This is a genomic window from Duganella sp. Dugasp78 (assembly GCF_059491455.1).
The window spans coordinates 1874550-1895837 of sequence record NZ_CP168506.1 but is presented as its reverse complement, the minus strand read 5'-3'; the positions used below and the strand labels follow the sequence as shown (position 1 = coordinate 1895837).

The window sequence follows — 21288 nt, the reverse complement described above, 5'->3', positions numbered from 1 at the left end:
CGCTTTAAGCGGCTTGCAGGACGTCGACCATGATGCGGCCGTCCAGCAGGTTCAATGTGCGCGACGCTTGCGCGGCATGGTCCGGCGAGTGGGTGACCATGACCACGGTGGTGCCTTCCGCGTTAATCTCGCGCAGCAGGCGCATGACTTCGTCGCCGTGCGCGGTGTCCAGGTTACCGGTCGGTTCGTCGGCCAGCAGGACGGCGGGGCCGGCCACCAGCGCGCGCGCGATCGCTACGCGCTGCTGCTGGCCGCCGGACAGCTGCGAAGGGCGGTGCGAGGCGCGATGGCCCACACCCAGTTTGTCGAGCATCGCCGTCACGCGTTCGCGCCGTTCGCGCGCCGGCGTGCCGTTGTACTCCAGCGCCAGTTCGACGTTCTCGAACACGGTCAATTCCTCGATCAGGTTAAAGCTCTGGAAGATGAAGCCGATGCGGCCGCGCCGCAGCTGGTTCAGTTTCGATTCGCTCCAGCCGGCCACGTTCTGGCCTTCGAACCAGTATTCGCCGTGGTTCGGCACATCCAGCAGCCCCAGTATGCCCAGCATGGTCGACTTGCCGCAGCCGGACGGCCCGGTGATGGCGACGTATTCGCCCGCTTCGATTTCCAGGTCGATGCGATCCAGCGCGGTGGTCTGGATTTCTCCTGCCTGGTGGATTTTGCTGATGCCGACGAGTTTGAGCATGGGATTTGCCTTTATTGGTAGTTATGGGAATTTACTGCGTTATTTGTAATCGTGGTGAATTTCCGTAGGCCGCGTAGCTGGACAGGATCACCTTGTCGCCGGCGGCCAGGCCGTCGAGTACTTCGAGCTGGCTGTTGTTGCGGCGGCCGACCCGCAGCGCGCGCCGTTGCGCCGTGCGGCCGCCGGCATCCAGCACATAGACCCAGGCGCCGCCGCTGTCGTTGATGAAGGCGCCGTTCGGCAGCAGCAGCGCCTTGGCCGGCTCGCCCAGCGTGATGCGCGCGTCCAGGCTCTGGCCGGGATTGAGCACGGGCGGCTGGCCGCCGGTGAACACCAGCTCCACCATGAAGCGGCCCTCCTTGATCTGCGGGTAGATGGCGCGGATATCGACCGCGTAGCTGCGCTCATCCTGCTTGACGCTGCCGTGGCGGCCGACCGCCATGCGGTTCAGGTAGTACTCGTCGACGCTGGCGGAGAGCTTGAAGCGCGCCGGATCGTCGATGCGGCCGATGTTCTTGCCGGTGCTGATCGATTCGCCCACCTGCAGGCGGAAGTTGGTCAGCCGGCCGTCGACCGGCGCCCGCACCGCCAGCGCATCGACGGTGGCGGAAACCAGCTTCAGGCCGGAGTTCAGTCCCTCGATCGCCGTCTCCAGCTGCTGGGCGGCGTTGCGGCGCACGCCTTCCTCGGTGCCGGAGGCGCGTTCTTCCTGCGCCAGCAGGCGGCGCTGCTGCTGCAGTTTGTCGGCCGACTCCTCCAGCGCGACGGCGGAGATATAGCCCTGCGCCGCCAGCCGCACATTGCGCTCGTGCTGCTTGCGGACCTGCTCCAGCGCGAACTGCAGATCTTCACGCCGCCGCTGGTGGTCGCTGGCGCTGGCCTCCTGCGCCACGCGCAGGTTGGACAGGTTGAAGATGCTGACCGCGTGCTCCGATTGGCGCGCCAGCAGTTCCAGGTTGCGCTGCGGGTTGGAGATGCGGAACAGCAGCTGGCCCTTCTTCACCAGCGTGCCGTCGATGGCGAAGACCTCTTCGACGCGGCCCGATTCGACCGAATCGAGTATCACGGAATTGAGCGGCTCCGCACTGGCGCGCACGACGATTTCGTCGACGAAGACGCCGCGCGCGGCCTGGCCGATGCGCAGGTCGGCGCCGTCGATTTGCAGGCCGCGCGGCATCCACGACCACATGGCATAGCCGGCCGCCGCCACGGCCAGCGCGGCCGCCACTCCGATGGCGATAGCCTTGCCGCGTTTGCGGGGCACCACGACGTCCATCGCCGCGCCGCTGGATGGCAGGCGCGAAGAAGAGGGGCCGATATTTTTTTTGATGTGCATGACAGCCATACAGCAAACCCTGTGCCATGGCCGAAAAGCCCGTAACAACGGCCGTTTGAGCCTTCATTGGCCGTCCGCTGTCCGCTTATGAACAGCGGCCACTGTTCGGAACTGAACACTTGCGCCGGGTCGTCGGGAAGCATGGCCGCAAGCCATGTCCACAGCCCGTTGGCGGCTGCTAGAATGCCTGCATGTCCGCCTATGTACTGATACTCGATGATGACGCCGATGTTGCCACTGCCGCGCAGTTGCTGCTGCGGCGACGCTATGGCAAGGTCGCAACGCTGTGCGATCCAGCGGGCTTGCCGGCCTTGCTGTCGCAGGGTGTGCCGGACGTGGTGCTGCTGGACCTGAACTTCACGCCCGGCTTCATCGACGGCGCCGAGGGCCTGGCGCTGCTGGACCTGTTGCGCGCGCAGCCGCAGCCGCCGGCGGTGATCGCGATGACCGCCTACGCCGACGTGCCGCTGGCGGTGGAAGCGCTCAAGCGCGGCGCCGGCGATTTCATCACCAAGCCGTGGGACAACGCGCGCCTGGTGGCCGCCATCGACCAGGCGCTGGCCCGCCGCGCCGCCATGCGCGGCCCCACCGCCGCCACGCCCGACCTGATGGGCGAGTCGGCCGCGATGCGCGAGTTGAAGGCCTTGATCGCCAGCGTGGCGCCGACCGAGGCGAACGTGATGGTGCTGGGTGAGAACGGCGTCGGCAAGGAGCTGGTGGCGCGCGCCATCCACGCGCTGTCGCGCCGCGCGGCCGGCACGCTGCTGGCCGTGGACATGGGGGCGCTGCCGGAATCGACCTTCGAGAGCGAGTTGTTCGGCCATCGCAAAGGTTCGTTCACGGACGCCAAGGCCGACCGCGCCGGGCGCTTCCAGGCCGCGCGCGGCGGCTCGCTGTTTTTGGACGAAATCGGCAATATGCCGCTGGCGGCGCAGGCCAAGCTGCTGACCGCGCTGGAACGGCGCGAGGTGACGCCGATCGGCGCCGACAAGCCGGAAGCCATCGACGTGCGCATCGTCAGCGCCACCAACCTGGATGAGGCGCGGCTGTTCGATCCCGCCGTGTTCCGGCCGGACCTGCTGTTCCGCCTGAACACCATCGTGATCCGCGTGCCGCCGCTGCGCGAACGGCGCGAGGACATTCCGCTGCTGCTGGCGCATTACCTGAACCTGTACGCCTTGCAGTACGACCGGCCGGTCCGCAACGTGAACGCGGCGGCGATGGATGGCTTGCTGCGCCACGACTGGCCGGGCAATGTGCGGGCGCTGCGCCATGCTTGCGAGCGCGCCGTGATCCTGGGGCAGGGCGCTGAATTAACGCTGGGCGATTTCGGCCTCGGCGCCGGCAGTGCGGCGGCGGATGATGGAGGAGGCTGCGCCATGCCGCCGGGCGTCGCCGCCTCAGCGCGGGCGGCCAGCAGCGGCGGTGCCACTGGCGGTGCCATCGGCACCATCGGCACTATCGGCTCCATCGGCGGCATCGTCAGCGGCGACATGACGCTCGATGCGCTTGAGCGTGAAGCCATCGCCTCGGCACTGTCGCAGTTCAACGGCAATATCAGCCACGCCGCCAGGTCGCTGGGTGTCAGCCGCGCGGCGCTGTACCGCAAGCTGGGCAAGCATGGCATCTGAACGCGCCCTCAAGCTGGGCGTTGCCACCAGCGTCGCCTGCCTGATGGCGCTGGCCGCTGTTGCCGATATCATGTCCGCCACGCCCGAGCCGCGCCGCATCGTGTTATGCGGTCTGGCCGCGCTGGTGCCTGCCGCCGCGTTGTGGCAATGCCTGCGCCGCCTGGCGCCTCGTGCACCGCGCATGGAAGCGCATGACGGCTCGACGCATCACGGCGCACCTGCGGGGCGCGAACTGGCCTGCACCATCCACGCGCTGGAAGCCCGCCTCGAACACGCGCCCATCGCGCTGTTCAGCATCCAGAACGCGGCCGGCGCCGGCACGGTGGCGCCGCTGAACGCCAGCGCGCGCCGCCTGCTCGCACCCGGCCGCGCCAGCGCGCCGCAGGACCTGCACCAGCTGCTGGCCGCGCAGGCCGCCGGCCAGCGGCAGCTGATCAGCTTTGACACCGAGCGTGGCGTGGAGCGCGCGCTGGTCGCCGTCTCCGCGCTGACGATGCAGGGCGCGGCCCAGCGCCTGGCCGCGCTGATGCCGGTGGAAAGCGAACTGGAAGCCGAAGCCCTGAATGCCTGGCGCGAACTGGTGCAGGTGCTGACCCACGAGATCATGAACTCGCTGACCCCGGTGGCATCGCTGTCGCGCACCGCCTGCGGGCTGCTGGACGAAGCGGCAGCCGGACTGCCGGCCGATATCCACGCCGACCTGGGCACCGCGCTGGACGCCATCTCGCGCCGCGCCGCCAGCCTGGTCGATTTTGTCGGCAGCTACCGCAGCCTGTCGACGGTGCCGCAGGCGCAGCCTCAGCGCGTGCTGCTGGAGGAATTGTTCGAACGCCTGTCCATGCTGATCGCGCCGCAATGGCAGGCTGTGGACGGACGGGTGTCGTTCTCGGTGGAGCCGGCGTCGCTGGCGGTGATGATCGATCCGGGCCAGCTGGAACAGGCGCTCATCAACCTGTTGAAGAACGCGGCCGAAGCCATCACCGGCAAGGCGCCGGAAGCGCAGGTGCGCGCGCGCCTCAGCCGGGGCGGCCGGCTGCGTATCGAGGTGGTCGACAACGGCCCAGGCGTGCCGGAGGCGCTGGCCGCGCACATCTTCACGCCGTTCTTCTCGACCAAAAAACAGGGCAGGGGCATCGGCCTGGCGATGGTGCGGCACCTGGTGCACGCCAACGGCGGCACGGTGCGCTACGCGCGCTCGGTCAGCGCCGGCGCGCGCTTCATGCTGACGTTCTAGCGCACCGGCCTACCGCACCATATCGATGTGCAGGATGCCGTCTTCGTCATAAGGCTCGGTCACCGTCCTGAAGCCGTAGCTGCCGTAGAATTTTTCCAGGTGCGCCTGCGCGCCGATGCGGAAGCCGTGGCCGGGATGCAGCGCTTCGGCCAGCGGGATGGCCTTGGCCAGCAGCTCGCGGCCGATGCCGCTGCCGCGCGCGGCCTGCGTGGTCAGCACGCGGCCCAGCGACATTTCATCGTACTTCACACCGGGCGGCACGCAGCGCAGATACGCCGCCAGCGTGCGCTTGCCATCGATCTCGCGCCAGGCCATCAGGTGATGGCACTGCGGATCGCAGCCGTCGATGTCCGGGTACAAACAGGTCTGCTCCAGGATGAACACCTGCTGGCGTTGCAGCAGTACTTCGTACCAGTCCTGGCGGGGGATGTCGTCAAAGGCCAGCCATTGCCACTCAATCATTGCGTGTCCCGATGCGGTTCAAAACACCGATTGTATGTGAAAAAAGGCCGGCGCCTCGGAGGAGGGGCCGGCCTTTTCATGCGGGGACCGTGTCGATTAAACGATGGTCAGCGTCACGTCGATGTTGCCGCGGGTGGCGTTCGAGTATGGGCACACGATGTGGGCGGCGGCGACCAGTTTCTCGGCTTCTGCGCGGTCCAGGCCAGGCAGCGAGATCTTCAGTTCGACTTCGATGCCGAAACCGGTAGGGATGGCGCCGATACCGACGGTGCCTTCTACCGACACGTCAGCCGGGACGGCGATCTTGTCGCGGCCGCCGACGAATTTCATCGCGCCCAGGAAGCAGGCCGAGTAGCCGGCAGCGAACAGCTGCTCAGGGTTGGTGCCGACGGCGCCGGCGCCGCCCAGTTCCTTCGGGGTGGTCAGTTTCACGTCCAGCACGTTGTCGGAGGAAACAGCACGGCCTTCGCGGCCACCGGTTGCTTTTGCGTTTGCGCGGTACAGAACTTGTTGGATCGACATGATGATATTCCTTTGAGTGAGTGGGGATGCCTAATTAACTATCTAATCGCTAGCTACTTGCTTCTACTATCTGGCGCTGTCTGCAGCGCCCATGAACACACTATAGATCGTGCACTATAGAATAGCAAGCGATTTTTAAAATTATTTTTGCGCCATGGCGTGAGCGGTCGCGGCCTTCCTTTTTATCAATAGTATGAATTTACTCACTCCCCGTAGCGAAATTTACCAAGCGCGACCCAGCGCCGCGAGTATCCCGTATATTTACGCCACAGCGCGCCACGTAGCGCGCCCCGCCCTCACAACACATGGAAAGACGCATCCGATGGAAGAGAAAATTCGCACCTACGCCTACGACGAAGGCTTGGAAATGTTCTATAACGGCGAAGTGTTGGGCGAGGCCGTCTACTCGGCCCTGATCGCCGCCACGCCCGACCTGGCGATCCAGTTGAAGCTATCGTACCTGCTGCAGCTGGAAACCGAAACCAAGGCGTGGCTGCGCCAGCACCTGCTGGCGGTCGGCATGAACGTCGTCGAGCCGGACGAGATCCGCACCATGGGCGCCTCGCTGGCCGCCGAGATGGCTGCCTTGAGCTGGCTCGAAGGCATGCAGGCGATCTACAACATCGCCACCGACGACCTGCTGCCGCACTATCGCCGCTACGCCGAGGAGGCGCGCGCGCGCGGCATGCCGGGCCAGGCGGCCGTGTGCGACCACATGGTCGAACACGAGGAGGCCCAGGCCGAATTCGCCCGGCGCGAACTCGATGGCGTGCCCTTCGCCCGCGCCATCGAACCGCTGACCCACCGCAGCAAGTATCCGCTGAACGCCGCGCCGGCCGAAGCGTAGCGCCGGCCCGCGCGTGCCCGTCCCCCCGCAAACCGGTAACGTCGACGCCACGCCAGCCGATACCGCGCGCGCAGACTTCGAGGCCATCGCCTGGCTGGATTGGCCGCACGCCGGCCTCGACCTGTCACTGGCGTTGACGCGATTCACGCCGGCCGGCTTTCGTCTCGACCGCTTTGTCCTGGCCGGTATCGATTGCCCGCCACAGATCGCCGCGTCCGAGCCCAAGCGCCAGGCGGAGTTCTTCCACGGCCGCCTGTGCGCGCGGGCGGCCTTGCGCCTGATGGGCGTTGAGGGCGGCGCGCTTCAGCTACCCATTGGTTCCCGCCGCGAACCGCTCTGGCCAGCCGGCGCGATCGGCAGCATCACCCACACGGCCGCCATGGCGGCGGCGCTGGCCCTGCCGGCGACGGCCGACTGGCAGGGGGTGGGCATCGATATCGAGGCCGTCCTCAGCGCCGACGGCGCCGCGGCCGCGCGCGCCGTGGTCGTGTCGGCGGCCGAGGCGCATTACCTGGCGCCGTTCGAGGCGGCCCTCGGCGCGCACCTGCCGTTGACCTTGGCGTTCTCGGCCAAGGAAAGTTTTTTCAAGGCGGTGCACGGGGTCGTGCGGCGCTATTTCAATTTCGACGCGGTGGAACTGATACGGATCGACCTGCCCGCCCGCACCCTGGTGCTGCGCCTGCGCGAGACGCTCAGCGCGCAGTGGCGCGAAGGGATGCGCTGCACCGTCGCCTTCCGCATGGTCGATGCCGGCCACGTGGCGACCTTGTGTTTGTGGGGACCGGCGTCGCTGTCGTCGCAATAAGTTAAATGGCGTGCAATTTAGTAAATTTCATAATTGCAGTTGTTCAAATTTGAAATTTTAGTAACTATTTCCTCCAGTATGATCGAGTCCTCGTCGCCAAACGGCGCCATCTGCGGCAATGGAGGAATATGAGCACTGGGATTCTCAATGCGTACCGCGAGACGGGATTGGCGGGCATGCCCGTCGGGCTCGTGCGCGCCGACGTCGACAACATCAACACCCGCATCAACGCCTATCTCGCATCGAACGATTACGGTGTCGTCGCCGAGGACGCGCTGGCGGTGCCGCGCGCGGCCCATGGTCTGCACCTGGTCGATCCGTTTTTCCGCGCGCTGAGCGAGCGGCCCGAGATCCTCGACGTGGTCGAGGCGATCCTGGAGCGTCCGGTCTATGTGCACCAGTTCAAGGTCAATCTGAAGGCGGCGCGGGTGGGCGAGAGCTGGCCCTGGCATCAGGATTTCATTTTCTGGAACGAGCTCGATGGCATCGCCCGCCCCGACCTGGTGAACGTGGCGATCCATCTGTCGGACACCGATCTCGAAGCCGGTCCGCTCGAGTACTACCCGGGCTCCCACCTGTGGGGCAACATCTGCAAGCGGCCAAGCACCACCGCGCCGTCCATCGAGCCGCATGGCGCCGAAGGCGCGGCGGCCTGGCAGTCCAATGTCGGCCGAGAGCTGACCTTCCAGGCCTGCCCGGACGAGTTCTCGCGCCGCGTGCGCGGCGCCGCGCCTGTGGCCATGGTCCGGCGCGCCGGCGCCATCGATTTCTTCCATCCGCAGCTGGTGCATGGCTCGCGCCAGAACGTCTCGTCGCATGACAGGCGCCTGCTGATCATCACCTACAACGCCATCGACAATCCGCCCGATGCAGGCGAGCGCGCCCGCCGTCCGGAATTCCTGTGTGCGCGCAGCTTCATGCCCGCCAGGACCTTTGCCCCGCCCGAGCCGGCGTAGGCAGCGGCCGCCGGGCGTTGCCGGCCCCAGCGTTTTACACCACCGTTTTCGCAGCAAACCCCACCGCGCATGGTGCGCGGTACCCCAGCAAAATTTTGGAGAGTGATATGTCCGCGTCTACCGATGTTGATATCGCCGTAATTGGCGTGTCGTGTGAATTTGGAGGAGCTTCCGGCCTCGAGGAATACTGGAGCATGATGCGCAACCGCCAATCCTTCATCCGCCAGATCGGCGTCGATGAAATGGAGGACCGCGGCGCGCTGCAGCAGTACGGCGCCGAGGATGTGGTGTTGCGCATCTCCCCGCTCAAGGACATCGCGCTGTTCGACAACCGCAAGTTCGGCATCTCCAACCGCGACGCCAACATCGTCGATCCGCAGCTGCGCATGATGCTCAAGCACGCCAGCCACGCGCTGCGCTCCAGCGGCTACGATCCGTCCCTGTACTGGGGCCAGATCGGCGTCTACGGCGCGGCGTCGATTTCGATGGAGTGGGCCTGGGAAGTGCGCGACAGCCTGGGCGCGGGGCGCCAGATGGCGATCAGCGAAGTGCCCTACGTCGAACGCGATTTCTACATGACGCGCCTGGCCTACCAGCTCGGCCTGCGCGGCCCGGCTGTGCTGGTCAATTCCGCCTGCTCGTCCTCGCACGTGGCGATCCATACGGCGATCCAGGCGCTGCTGGCCGGCGACTGCGATATCGCGCTGGCCGGGGCCAGTTCGGTGCGGCCGTTCTGGGCCGGCTACCATTTCCAGGAAGGCGGCTTCTTCTCGCCCAGCGGTAACTGCTCGCCGTTCTCCGACAACGCCGACGGCACCGTGCCGGGCGAAGGCGCCGCCTTCGTCGTGCTCAAGCGCCTGGAGGCCGCGCGCGCCGATGGCGACAAGATTTTCTGCGTGATCAAATCCTCGGCGATCAACAACGACGGCAACCAGAAGCCGGGCTACGCCGGTCCGTCCGAGCGCGGCCAGGCCGACGTGATCGAGGCCGCGCTGGCCGGCGCCAACATCGATCCGTCGCGGCTGGCCTATGTGGAAACCCACGGCACCGGCACCAAGCTGGGCGACCCGATCGAGGTGACGGCCCTGAGCCGCGCCCTGAAACGCTGGGGTAAAACCCAGCGCCTGCATATCGGCTCGGTCAAGGCCAATATCGGCCACACCGACGTGGTGGCCGGCCTGGCTGGCCTGATCAAGGCCGCGCTGATTTTGCGCCACGGCGAAGTGCCGCCCGAAATGCCGGTCGATACGCTCAACGCGCTGTGCAAATTCGACGAGACCGGCTTCGACCTGGCGCAGGAGCCGGTCGCGCTGCCGAAGGCCGACGGCCGCTGCGCGGGCATCAGCTCGTTCGGCATTGGCGGCACCAATGGCCACATCATTATCGAAGCCGGCGACCAGAATTTCGAGCTGGCCTCGACCCTGGCCGACACCGGCACGCGCTTCGATGGCATCCTGCGCAAGCGCAATGCCCGCCGCGGCGAACGGCGCGACACCAGCGCGCCGGCTCCCCAGCTCGACAGCGACGCCCAGGACACGGGCGCCAAGGATACCGAGACCATCCTGGCGGTGCTGCGCGAGAACGCCACCGGCGCGGAGATCACGCCGCAATCGAAGCTGCAGGACCTGGGCATCGATTCGATCGGCGTCATCATGATCACCGAGGAGCTGGACAACCAGTTCGGCCACACGCTGACGGCGGCGCGCTTTGCGGAACTGAGCACGGTGGCGGACCTGATCGCGGCCATGCGCGCGCCCGACGACGGCGCCAGCCCGGCCGCGGCCCCGCAGGGCGGCGCCGGCGCGCCGGCCGAAGAGATTCCCGACCATTCGCCGCTCACCCTGGGGCAGAACCGCTTCTTCTATCCGAAGCCGGCCGACCCGGCGGCCGAGATGGGCGCCTCGATGTTCGAGCTGGTGGGCGCCATCGATACGCCCAAGGTCAAGGCGGCGGTGGCCAAGACCATCCAGCGCCACCAGGCCCTGCGCTCGCGCTACCTGCAGGATGCGCGCGGCCACTGGTTCGTCCAGTACGACGATTTCCCTGCCGACGGCTACTTCCGCAACGTGCGGCTGGGCGCCTATGCCGACTTCGACGCGATCGCCTACTGCCAGGCCATCTTCGCCACCATCGACTTCGCCAGGGCGCCGCTGTTCTTCGCCCACCTGCTGCGCTTCGACGAGGACAAGCACCTGATCATCCTGTTCAGCCACAAGGTCATGTTGGACGGGAATTCCTTCCGCATGCTGGCCAATGACTTCGTGGCCTACTACCAGATGGACAATCCGCCGCTGCCGGCGGCCACGCCGATCTCGATCTACGCCAGCTTCCAGAACGGCTGGTTCGACGCCAGCGACAGTGCGCGCGAGAACGATTACTGGGCGCGGCCGGAATGGCAGCGCTGCCGCAGCCTGCCGGTCGACGAGGAAGCCGGCATCGGCGGAAAAATGGCCGATGAAACCGAGCTGCGCGAGTACCTGTCCGTGGAGCAGAGCACGGCGTTGATGAACCGCCTCAAGCCGCACAAGGTCTCGCTGATGGACCTGATCCTGTACGCGGTGACGACGTTCGCCACGTCCGAGAGCGACGGCGCGTGGACGCAGATGTCCTGCACCTTCGGCGGTCGTTCGGATTTGCTGGGCAATAGCGGCCACGATTTCTCCAGCACGGTGGGCCTGCTGGCGCTGAACGGCCTGCTGCTGCTGCACGCGCCGGCCGGCGCCACGGTGCTCGAACGGGTCGAGGACATGAAGCGCCAGCTGGCGGCGATACCGTCGAAGGGCCTGTCCTACTTCATCGGTTCGGACGCGCCGGTCAAGCCCGGTGTCGAGCGGGTCAACGTCGACCACAAGCCGCTCTACAACCGCGAGCTGGCGGTGAACTTCCATGGCTACGAAGGCTACGACGCGCCCGACATCGAGGCGGCCCGCGTGATCCCGGCCGGAACCTACGTGCACGTGCCGCCGGATTACGAGCGCTGGTGCCGGCTCGATTTCAACTTCGGCTTCGAGAACGGCATGTTCTACCTCAGCTGCAAGCATTCGGCCAAGCAGTACCGCGGCGAGACGATCGCCCGCTTCATCGCGGGCATCCGCGCCAGCATCCTGTCGGAGCTGGCATGACGGGCGCGCACGCAACGGCCGGCGCCGGCACCGGCATGGATTGGAGCCTGTTCCTGATCCACGCCCAGCCGCCGGGGATGGAGGCGCACGACGTCATCGAGAACGGCGTGCAGTACGCCGTGGCGGGCGAGCGCCTGGGTTTTTCCACGGCCTGGGTGCTGGAGCACCACTTCACGCAGTTCGGCCTGGTCGGCTCGCCGCTGTTCCACGCCTCCTTCCTGCTCGGCCGCACCACCACGCTGAAGGTCGGCACGGCGGTCCAGGTGATCACGCTGGACCATCCGGTGCGCCTGGCAGAACAGGTGGCCCTGCTCGATCACTTGAGCAACGGGCGCCTGCTCTTCGGCTTCGGACGCGGCTATTTTGTGAAGGATTTCGTGGTCTTCGAGAAGGACCGCCACAAGACGCGCGAGATTGCCGACGAATGGCTGGCGATCATGCAGTCGGCCTGGACCACGGGGCGCTGTTCCGCCGACAGCGAGCATATCCGCTTCCCGCAGATTAATGTGCAGCCGCGGCCGCTGACACGTCCGCATCCACCGCTCTACACGGTGGCGCAGACCGACCAGACCATCGAATGGGCCGCCACGCGCGGCATCCCGCTGCTGCTGCCGTTCGGCTTTACGGACCAGCAGACGCTCGACATCCTGAACCGCTACAACGCCTTTGCCGACAAGGCCGGCATCGACGCGAGCCAGCTGCCGCACGTGCTCACGGCGCTGGCCGGCGTGTCGTCCGATGGCGCGCGGATCAAGGAAACGGCGCGCGAGCGCATTCTCTGGTGGGAGGAGGCCAGCCAGCGCGCCATGCAGTTCGGCGAGACGCTGGTGACGGAGCGCTACGGCCGCCGTCCCGGCGAGGAGATGGTCTGGGGCGGCACCGGCCTGTTCGGCAAGGTCGACGCCTACCTGGCCAACAGCCCGATCGGCACGCCGCAGGAATGCATCGACAAGCTCAATCGCACGGCCGAAGTGACGGGCATCCGCCGCATCGCGCTGGCGCTCGAGGGCGTCGGTCCGCGCCAGGCGGTGCTCGACTCGATGCAGCAGTTCGCCGAGGAGGTGATGCCGCATGTGCGGCCGCCCGTTCGGCCGGGGCGCTGAGGCATGGGCGTCATGTCCAGCGGCGCGCTCGCCGTCGGCGAGGTGAGCCTGGCCGAGATCATGCGCTACACGCCGCACCGCTACCCGCTGTTGCAGATCGACCGCGGCCGGGATTTCGAACCGTTCCAGCGCATGGTCGGCATCAAGAACGTGTCGATCAACGAGCCCTGGAGCCTGGGCTGCCCGCCCGGCCAGGAGTATTACCCCGACATGCTGGTGCTCGAAGCGATGGGCCAGACCGGCGGGGTGATGATGTCGAAATCGCTTGGCGCCAACCTGGACGGGGTCACGGTCGCGTTCATCGCGATGGACAACGTGCGCTTCCTGCGCCGCGCGCGGCCCGGCGACGTGCTGCGCCTGCCGGTGTCGGTGACCAAGTACCGCGAGAATTTTTTCAAGTTCCACGCCGAGGCTTACATCAACGACCGCCTGGCCGCCGAGTGCGACTTCACCGGCGTGGCGATGGCAAGGCCGGCCGGCGGCGCCTGAACCGGCGCGCATCAAGCACTTCCCCGCACCCGCACTCCAACATCAAGAGAGACACGCAATGACACAGGCTTTGAAATCGCGGCAGTTGTTCGGTTACGGCATCGCCGACGCCGGGCAGGCGCTGATCGGCACCCTGATCGGCTTCTATCAGTTGTACTTCTTCACGGACGTCATGCGCCTGCCGCTCTCCAGCGTGACCGGGCTGTTCCTGATGACGAAAGTCCTCGACAGCATGAGCTATCCGCTGTTCGGCCTGATGGTCGACCGGCTGGCCGGGCGCGCGGGCCGGTTCCGCCGCTGGCTGGGCTGGCTGATCGTGCCGGCCTTCGTCTCGTCGGCCCTGCTGTTCGCCTTCGACCGTAGCTGGGACACGTCCACCCGGGTGGCCTACGCCTACGCCGTGGTCAGCGTGTTCGTGCTGGTCTCGGCGCTGATCTCGGTGGTGTACGCCGGCCTGGTGTCGTCGATCGCCAACCTGGCCAGCGACCGCGCGCGCCTGTCGACGATGCGCTTCGCGTTTGCCTTCGGCGCCAGCACCATCGCCACCCTCTCGATCAAGTACATCGTTGATTTCGCCGGCGGCAAGGATAGCGGCGGCTTCTACTACGTGGCGCTGCTGTTTGCCTTTTTCGGCGCGCTGACCATGTACATCACCTACGCCACCACCACCGAGCGCGCCGCCGCGCCCGCTGCCGCGGCCAAGGACGGGCCGCAGGAGATGCTGGCCGGCGTCGGCCTGATCCTGAAAAACAAGCTGTTCCTCGCGCCGCTGGTGGCCACGCTGTTTACCGGCATGTTCGTGGCGATCAAATCGCAGACCACGCTGTACTACATCACCTACGTCATGCGGCGCGCCGACATCGCCAACTTCATGCTGGCCGCCGGCACCATTTCCTGCGCCGTCGGCGTCGCGCTGGTGGGCCTGCTGATCAACCGCGTCGACCGCCAGAAGCTTTACCTCGGCCTCATGGCCGGCAACGCGCTCTTCATCGGCGTGATCTACTTTCTCGGCGCGGCCAACACGCCGATGATCATCCTCAGCCACTGCCTCAACTCGGTGCTGGGCGGCGCCTGCGCGCCGGTGATGTTCTCGATTTATTCCGACGTGGTCGACTACTTCGACCAGTCCAAGGGCCAGCGCGCGCCGGCCCTGATCAATTCACTGGCCATGCTGGGCGGGCGCCTGGGCGGCTCGCTCGGCATGGTGCTCGCGCCGCTGGGCCTGGCGTACTTCCACTACCAGCCGGGCGTGGAGCAAAGCGCCTCGTCCGTGCAGGGCCTGGTCCTGATGTTCACGCTGGTGCCGGCCGGCTTCGCGCTGCTGTCGGCGCTGGCCATGTGCGCCTACAGCATCACCAACAAACAGGCCGAGGCGACTTCGCTGAACCTGTCGGCCGCGAAGGAAGCGGCATGAACGGCGCCAATGTGATCGAGCTGCTACTGGCCGGCGCGCGCGCCGCGCCCGACGCGACGGCCTATATTTTCCCGGACGAGGATGGCGGCGAGCGCCGCCTCACGCGCGCCGGGCTGGTGGGCCAGGTGCGGCGCCTGGCGGGCGGCTTGCTGCGCCGCTGCGCCAGCGGCGACCGCGTCGCGATCCAGCTGCCCCAGGGCGAAAGCTATGTCACGGTGTTCTGGGCCTGCCTGTACGCCGGCCTGGTGCCGGTGCCGCTGTACCCGTCGGCCAACGCGGACGTGCGGCGCCGCCTGGCCGGCATCGTGGCCGACAGCGGCGCGCGCCTGTCGGTGTGCGCCGGCGCCGGCGATGCCGGCCAGGTGGACGTGGCCGCGCTGCTGGCCGACGGCGCCGAGGCGGCCGCGCCGGCGCCGCTCGCGCCGTCCACGCTGGCCTATCTGCAGTACAGCTCCGGTTCGACCGGCGCGCCCAAGGGCGTCATCATCAGCCACGCGAACATCATGGCCAACCTGGCGATGATCGCCACGTCGGCCGGGGTGCGCGGCGACGACGTGTTCGTCAACTGGCTGCCGCTGCACCACGACCTGGGCCTGGTCAACACCGTGCTGCTGCCGCTGGCGATGGGCTGCCCGTCCGTGATCGGCACGCCGCTCTCGTTCATGCGCAATCCGCTGTCGTGGCTGACGCGCCTGTCGCGCTACGGCGGCACCATCTCGGGCGCGCCGAACTTCGCCTACCAGGCGGTGGTCGACCGCTTGCGCGCCCGCGGCCAACGCGCGGCGGCGCAACTGGCCGAGCTGGACCTGCGCCGCTGGCGCGTGGCCTTCAACGCCGCCGAACCGATCCAGAGCGCGACGCTGGAAGCCTTCCTCGCGGCGTTCGCGCCGGCCGGCTTCGCCGAGAACGTGTTATTCGCCGCCTACGGCATGGCCGAAGCGACCGTGTTCGTGTGCGGCGCGCGCTGGCGTCCCGGGCGCGAGCAGGACATCCGGGCCAGCCAGGCCGGCGACGCCCAGCTGGCCGGCACCATCGCCTGCGGTCCGGCCGATGGTCGCACGCTGCTGGTCGTCGATGCCGAGGGGCGCGGCGCGGCGCCCGGCGCCGAGGGTGAAATCTGGATCCGCGGCCCCCACGTCGGCGCCGGCTATTTCGGCCGCGCCGACGAGCCGGACTCGCCGTTCCGCCGCCACCTGGCCGATGGCGACGGCCCGTTTTTCGCCACCGGCGACAGCGGCGTGATTGAAAGCGGCCAGCTGTACGTGCTGGGACGGATCAAGGAAATGATCATCCAGAACGGCCGCAATATCTACCCGACCGACGTCGAGCAGGCGGCCGCCGCCGTGCTGGCCGCCGACCCGGCCACTGAGGCCGGTTACGCCGGCTGCGCCGCCATCGGCGAGCGCCAGGGCGGCACCGAGGCCGTGCTGCTGGTGCTCGAGGCGCGCGGCCACGACGCCGGCGACGATGCGCCCCTGCTGGAGCGCGTGGCCGCGCGGGTGTTCGAGGAGCAGGGCGTGCTGCTTGAAGCGATCGTCGTCGTGCCGCGGGGCAGCATCACCAAGACCTCGTCGGGCAAGGTGCGGCGCCAGGTGCTGCGCCAGGCGCTGGAAGCGGGCACGCTGGCGGCGCGCCGCTTCCAGCCGCGCGCCGGCGAGGATGCCGGCGCGGCCGGGACGGCCGCCGATGCGGCGCTGGAAGCGCAGCTGGCCGGCGTGCTGGCCGCGCTGAGCGGCGAGACCATCGACGATCCGCGGCGCAGCTTCTTCGCGCTCGGCCTGTCGTCGATGCAGATCTACCAGCTGGTGGCCGAACTGAACGAACGCTTCGCCGTCGAGCTGTCGGTGCGCGACGTGTTCGAGCACCCGAGCCTGCGCGGGCTGGCCAGTCTGCTGGCCGAGCGGCTCGCCGCCGGCGGCGCGCGGCCGCCGGCGGCGCCGGACGCCGTGGCCCTGTCGGCCAACCAGCAGATGATGCTGTCGATCGACGCCTGGTCGCCGGCCAACCCGGCCTACCATCTGCCGCTGGTGCTGGTCTTCGACGGCGGCATCGATCCGCAGCGCCTGGCGGACGCCGCGCGGCAGGTGCTGATGCGCCACGATATCCTGCGCACGGCGTACCCGGGCCAGGCCGATGGACGCTACCGCCCGACGGTGCTGGACGCCGCCGGATTCCGGATCGCGATCGAGCCGGCCGAGGCGCACGCTCTCGATGAGCGCCTGCAGGCGCTCGCCCGCGCCCCGTTCGGCCTGGACCGCGACTATCCGCTGCGCGGCCACATCCTGACAACCGGCGCGGGCGGACCAACCGTGCTGGCGCTGGTGGTGCATCACATCGCCGCCGATGGCTGGTCGCTGCGCCTGCTGGCCGACGCCATCGTCGCGGCCTGCGCCACCACCGCGCCGGACGCGGCGCGCGTGCCCTTCATCGTCCGGCCGGCGCCGCCGGCGCGCCACGCGGCCGCGCTGCGCTACTGGACGGCGGCCCTGGCCGGCGCGCCGGATGTGCACAGCCTGCCGCTGGACATCCCGCGTGGCGGCGCGCGCGGGCGCGGCGTCTCCGGCCGCCATGAGCTGCATCTGTCGCCGGCCCGGGTCGACGCCTTGCGCGCGCTGTGCGCCGGCCGGCAAGCGACCCTGTTCAGCGGCGTGCACGCGTTGGTGGCGCTGGCCCTGGCGCGCTTCGGCAACCAGGCCGACATTGTGCTCGGCACCTTCCTGGCCGGACGCGACGGGCTGGAACAGCGCACGCAAATCGGCTTTCTCGCGCAAACGGCACTGCTGCGCACGCGCGTCGACCTGGGGGCCGACATCGGCGTGCTGGTCAGCCTGTGCCGCGACACCCTGCTCGACGCGCACCAGCATGGCGACGTCTCGTACATGGACTTGCTACGCGAACTCAAGCCAGCGCGCGATCCGAGCTACAACCCGCTGTTCCAGATCAGCCTGAACTACCACGATTACGACACGGCCGAAGTGCGCTGCGGCGCCACGGCGGCGCGCCTGATCGACGTTGACACCGGCGTAGCGCGCTATGATTTGTCGATCGACGTGCACCCCCACGAGGGCGGCCTGCGGCTGGCGTTCGACTACGACCGGGCGCTGTTCGAGCAGGCCAGCATCGCCCGCCTGGCTGACTTCTGCCTGGCGCTGCTCGACGGCGCGCTGGCCGCGCCGCGCGCACCGGTGGGCCGCCTGGCCGGCCATGCGCCGCCGGCCATCGCCGCGCCGGACGGGCAGGCGTCGCTGTACCGGCGCTTCCGCGCGCAGGCCGACGCCACGCCAGACGCCATCGCGCTGCGCTACCTCCAGGCCGGCCTCAGCTACCGCCAGCTGGCCGCCGAGGCCGACCGCCTCGCCGGCCTGATCGGCCCGGCGGCCGTGGCGGGCGAGCGTGTGCTGATCTTCATGCGCCGCACGCCGCGCTACGTGGCGGCCATCCTCGCCATATTGCGGCGCGACTGCACCTACGTTCCGCTCGATCCCGACTACTACCAGGATGCCGTGCTCGAACGGATCGGCTTTATCGCGCCGGCCTGCGTGCTGGTCGACGAGGAAACGGCGGCGACGCTGGCCGGCGCCGACCTCCGCGTGCCGGTGATCGTGGTGCCTTCCCCCGTCGATGGCGCGGCGGCGGCGCTGCCCGCGCTGGCCGAGGGCGAGGCGCGCGGTGAGCACCCGGCCTACATCCTGTTCACCTCGGGCAGCACCGGCTCGCCCAAGGCCGTGGCCATGGGCCATGCCGCGCTCGACAATCTGATCACGGAAATCAGCGCGGACCTCAACCATGCCGCGCCGGTGGTGCTGAACTACTCGTCGATCGCCTTCGACATGCATTTCACGGAAGTGTTCACGGCGCTGCTCAACGGCGGCACCGTGGTGCTGGCCGACGCGGCCATGCGCCGCAACACCCTGGCCCTGCTTGGCCTGCTGGCCGAGGAGCGCGTTACCTTGCTCAATCTGTCCTACCCGGTGCTGTGCGAACTGGCGCTTGGCGCCGAACAGGCCAAGGTCCACCTGCCCGCCTTGCGGATGGTGTTCTCGACGGCGCAGCAATTGAAGATCACGCCCGGCCTGCGCCAATTCTTCACGCGCCATCCGGAGGCGCGCCTGTTCAATCACTACGGTCCCACCGAGACCCACGTCGTCACCATCGCCGCGCTGGGCCAGGCGCCGGCCGATTGGCCCGACGTGCCCGATATCGGCCGGCCGATCGGCCACACCGCCTGCATCGTGATGAGCGCCAGCGGCGTGGCGGAGGCGCCGGGCGCGATCGGCGAACTGTATGTGGCCGGCGTGGCGCTGGCCGACGGCTATTACGCCAACCAGGCCATGAGCGCCGAACGCTTCGTGCTGGCCGAACTGGGCGACGGCCGCCGCGTGCGCGCCTACCGCACCGGCGACTTCGTGCGCATCCGCCCCGACGGCGCCCTGCAGTATGCCGGCCGCAAGGACCATGAAATCAAGATCCGCGGATTGCGCGTCGACCTGAGCGACATCGAAGCGTCGCTGCAGGGCTGCGCCGGCGTGGCCCAGGCGGTGGTGGTCGCCCGCCCAAGCGGTGCCGGCGTCCAGATCGTCGCGTACGTCCAGCTGGCAAACGGCTTGCCGGCCGCGGACCCCGGCCTCGCGGCGGAGCTGCGCAAGACCCTGCCGAGCTATATGGTGCCGGACCGCTTCATGCTGGTCGACAGCTTCCAGCTGAACCAGAACGGCAAGATCGACCTGGCGCGCTTGCCGGCGCCGGCCGACGAAGGGGCGACGCAGATGGAGGCGGCGCGCACGCCGCATGAAATGGCGGTCCACGAGGTCTGGTGCAAGGTGCTGGGTCTCGACGGCATCGGGCGACGCACCAACTTTTTCGAGGTGGGCGGCGATTCGCTGGCACTGATGGCGGTCAAGCGCGAGCTGGACCTGCGCTACGGCCGCGATATCGACCTCGTCACGATCTATGGCAGTCCCACCATCGCCAGTCTGGCCGAGCTGGTCGCCGGAGTCGAACCGGTGCTCCCCACCGGCGCGCTGCGGCCACGCCAGAATCTGAACAGCGCGCGCCGTCAACGCCTGGCCCAGTCAAAAACCACTACAACCCTTTCACACAGCAAGGAAAATCCATGATTATTTCTGTACGCGCGCTCAGCCTGGCCACCTCCGGCTTGCTGGCCCTGGCGGCCCCGCTGACCCAGGCCTCCGCGCTAACCAGCCCGGTCAAGGTCACCGGTGGCGCCATCGCCGGCACGCAGGACGACACTCTCAAGACCTATCTGGGCATCCCGTTCGCCGCGCCGCCGGTCGGCGATTTCCGCTGGCGCGCGCCGCAACCGGTGGTGCCATGGACGGGCGTGAAGTCGACCACCAGCTTTTCGCCGGCTTGCGCCCAGACCGCGGACTGGATCACGAATCCGAAAAGCGAGGATTGCCTGTACCTGAACCTGTGGACGCCGAACAAGGCGAACAAGCTGCCCGTCATCGTGTGGATACATGGCGGCGGCATGTATGGCGGCACCGCCGCGGTGCCCGTCCAGGACGGCGCCAACCTGGCCAGGCGCGGCGCGGTTGTCGTCACGATCAATTATCGGCTCGGCATACTCGGCTTCTTCGCGCACCCGGAACTGAGCGCCGAATCGCCCTCGCACACCTCCGGCAACCAGGGCATCCTGGATCAGATCGCGGCGTTGCGCTGGGTGAAGGACAACGTCGCGGCCTTTGGCGGCGACCCTGAGCGCGTCACCATCATGGGCAACTCATCGGGCGGCGAATCGGTCGGGCTGCTGGTCGCCACGCCACTGGCCAAGGGCCTGTTCCAGCGCGCCGTGGCCGAAAGCGGCAACGACGCCATGCCGATCCGGCCTGACGACAGTCACCGCTTCGACCAGAAGTCCGCGGCCGAAGCAAAAGGCCTGGCGCTTGCCAAGTCCGTCGGCGCGGAACATCTGGCCGATCTGCGCAAGCTGAGCGTGAAGGACATGCAGAAGCCGGCATGGCTGCCGCGCACCTATGTGGACGGCTATCTGCTGCACGCCGACCTGACCACCCTTTACCGCAACCACCGTCAGAACGATGTGCCGCTGCTGGTGGGCTGGACCGCCGAAGAAGGCAAGGACCTGGCCGGAGAAATCCTGGGCACCAACGAGATCAACGCCGCCAAACACCCTGAACTGGTGACCACGCTGCTGGGTCACGCGCCGTCCGAGCGCATGCTGGCGGCCTACCCGGGCGGCAGCGACACGCAGGCGGTCGCGTCCATCCACCAGCTGACCAACGACTGGTGGGGCTGGCGCATGGAACACTGGGCCGCGCTGCAGGCGAAATACGGCCACGCCAAATCGTATGTCTACTACTTCGCCCACCGTCCCGCCGCGCCGCCGACGCCGTGCAACTGGGGTTGCGGCGCCGGTCATGGCGTGGAGATTCAATACCTGTTCGACAATCTGGACATCGACAAGCGCGCCTGGGCACCGGCGGACCGGCAGTTGGCCACGCGCCTGGCCGACACCGTGATCCAGTTTGCCAGCACCGGCGCCCCGACCGGCAAAGGCTTGCCGGCCTGGCCCGTGTTCAACGGCACGCCGGCGACCACGCTGCGCATCGGTAGCGCGGCGGAACTGAAGGAACATCCGCTGCCCGATTTCACCCTGTTTCCACAGGTCGCGGACTAGGCATAACCCGTAATTTAAGCAATT

General features: G+C 68.0%; 15 protein-coding genes. 11 read left to right on the top strand and 4 right to left on the bottom strand.

Annotated elements, in window-relative coordinates; all coding sequences use genetic code 11:
* Positions 1 to 4: 4 nt before the first annotated feature.
* Complete coding sequence (locus tag ACEN9O_RS08425; protein WP_152807651.1) at positions 5 to 685, bottom strand: ABC transporter ATP-binding protein; 681 nt, start codon at positions 683 to 685, stop codon at positions 5 to 7.
* A gap of 31 nt (positions 686 to 716) precedes the next feature.
* Positions 717 to 2021, bottom strand: coding sequence for an efflux RND transporter periplasmic adaptor subunit (locus tag ACEN9O_RS08420; protein ID WP_495617123.1), 1305 nt, complete (start codon positions 2019 to 2021; stop codon positions 717 to 719).
* A 191-nt stretch (positions 2022 to 2212) separates the two neighbouring features.
* On the opposite strand from ACEN9O_RS08420, the gene ACEN9O_RS08415 reads away from it, so the two are divergent.
* The gene (locus ACEN9O_RS08415) at positions 2213 to 3652 is read left to right on the top strand and encodes a sigma-54-dependent transcriptional regulator (RefSeq protein ID WP_495617122.1); all 1440 of its coding nucleotides are present in this window, start codon (positions 2213 to 2215) and stop codon (positions 3650 to 3652) included.
* A complete protein-coding gene (locus ACEN9O_RS08410; protein ID WP_495617121.1) occupies positions 3642 to 4886 on the top strand; it encodes a sensor histidine kinase in 1245 nt (414 codons plus the stop codon). Before ACEN9O_RS08415 ends, ACEN9O_RS08410 begins: the two co-directional genes overlap by 11 nt.
* A 9-nt stretch (positions 4887 to 4895) precedes the next feature.
* Here the strand turns inward: ACEN9O_RS08410 and ACEN9O_RS08405 are convergent, their stop codons facing one another.
* Together ACEN9O_RS08405 and ACEN9O_RS08400 are read right to left on the bottom strand one after the other, a co-directional pair.
* The gene (locus ACEN9O_RS08405; RefSeq protein ID WP_495617120.1) at positions 4896 to 5348 is read right to left on the bottom strand and encodes a GNAT family N-acetyltransferase; all 453 of its coding nucleotides are present in this window, start codon (positions 5346 to 5348) and stop codon (positions 4896 to 4898) included.
* Between the two features lie 96 nt (positions 5349 to 5444).
* Positions 5445 to 5870, bottom strand: coding sequence for an organic hydroperoxide resistance protein (locus ACEN9O_RS08400; RefSeq protein ID WP_176653133.1), 426 nt, complete (start codon positions 5868 to 5870; stop codon positions 5445 to 5447).
* Between the two features lie 322 nt (positions 5871 to 6192).
* Here ACEN9O_RS08400 and ACEN9O_RS08395 point away from each other — a divergent pair, with 322 nt between their 5' ends.
* The 9 genes from ACEN9O_RS08395 (at position 6193) to ACEN9O_RS08355 (ending at position 21264) form a co-directional block, all read left to right on the top strand.
* Complete coding sequence (locus ACEN9O_RS08395) at positions 6193 to 6717, top strand: hypothetical protein (protein WP_495617119.1); 525 nt, start codon at positions 6193 to 6195, stop codon at positions 6715 to 6717.
* A gap of 13 nt (positions 6718 to 6730) precedes the next feature.
* The gene (locus ACEN9O_RS08390; RefSeq protein ID WP_495617118.1) at positions 6731 to 7522 is read left to right on the top strand and encodes a 4'-phosphopantetheinyl transferase family protein; all 792 of its coding nucleotides are present in this window, start codon (positions 6731 to 6733) and stop codon (positions 7520 to 7522) included.
* Between the two features lie 128 nt (positions 7523 to 7650).
* On the top strand, positions 7651 to 8478 hold the full coding sequence (locus ACEN9O_RS08385; RefSeq protein WP_495617117.1) for a phytanoyl-CoA dioxygenase family protein: 828 nt from the start codon (positions 7651 to 7653) through the stop codon (positions 8476 to 8478).
* 107 nt (positions 8479 to 8585) lie between these two features.
* Positions 8586 to 11600: a beta-ketoacyl synthase N-terminal-like domain-containing protein gene (locus tag ACEN9O_RS08380; protein WP_495617116.1), complete on the top strand. Its 3015-nt coding sequence runs from the start codon at positions 8586 to 8588 to the stop codon at positions 11598 to 11600.
* Positions 11597 to 12703, top strand: coding sequence for an LLM class flavin-dependent oxidoreductase (locus ACEN9O_RS08375; RefSeq protein WP_495617115.1), 1107 nt, complete (start codon positions 11597 to 11599; stop codon positions 12701 to 12703). The genes ACEN9O_RS08380 and ACEN9O_RS08375 overlap by 4 nt, the downstream gene beginning before the upstream one ends.
* 3 nt (positions 12704 to 12706) lie before the next feature.
* Positions 12707 to 13192: a 3-hydroxyacyl-ACP dehydratase FabZ gene (gene fabZ / locus ACEN9O_RS08370; RefSeq protein WP_495617114.1), complete on the top strand. Its 486-nt coding sequence runs from the start codon at positions 12707 to 12709 to the stop codon at positions 13190 to 13192.
* A 58-nt stretch (positions 13193 to 13250) separates the two neighbouring features.
* On the top strand, positions 13251 to 14606 hold the full coding sequence (locus ACEN9O_RS08365) for an MFS transporter (protein WP_495617113.1): 1356 nt from the start codon (positions 13251 to 13253) through the stop codon (positions 14604 to 14606).
* Complete coding sequence (locus ACEN9O_RS08360) at positions 14603 to 19723, top strand: AMP-binding protein (RefSeq protein WP_495617112.1); 5121 nt, start codon at positions 14603 to 14605, stop codon at positions 19721 to 19723. Before ACEN9O_RS08365 ends, ACEN9O_RS08360 begins: the two co-directional genes overlap by 4 nt.
* The gene (locus ACEN9O_RS08355; RefSeq protein ID WP_495617111.1) at positions 19720 to 21264 is read left to right on the top strand and encodes a carboxylesterase/lipase family protein; all 1545 of its coding nucleotides are present in this window, start codon (positions 19720 to 19722) and stop codon (positions 21262 to 21264) included. Before ACEN9O_RS08360 ends, ACEN9O_RS08355 begins: the two co-directional genes overlap by 4 nt.
* The last annotated feature ends 24 nt before the right edge of the window (positions 21265 to 21288 follow it).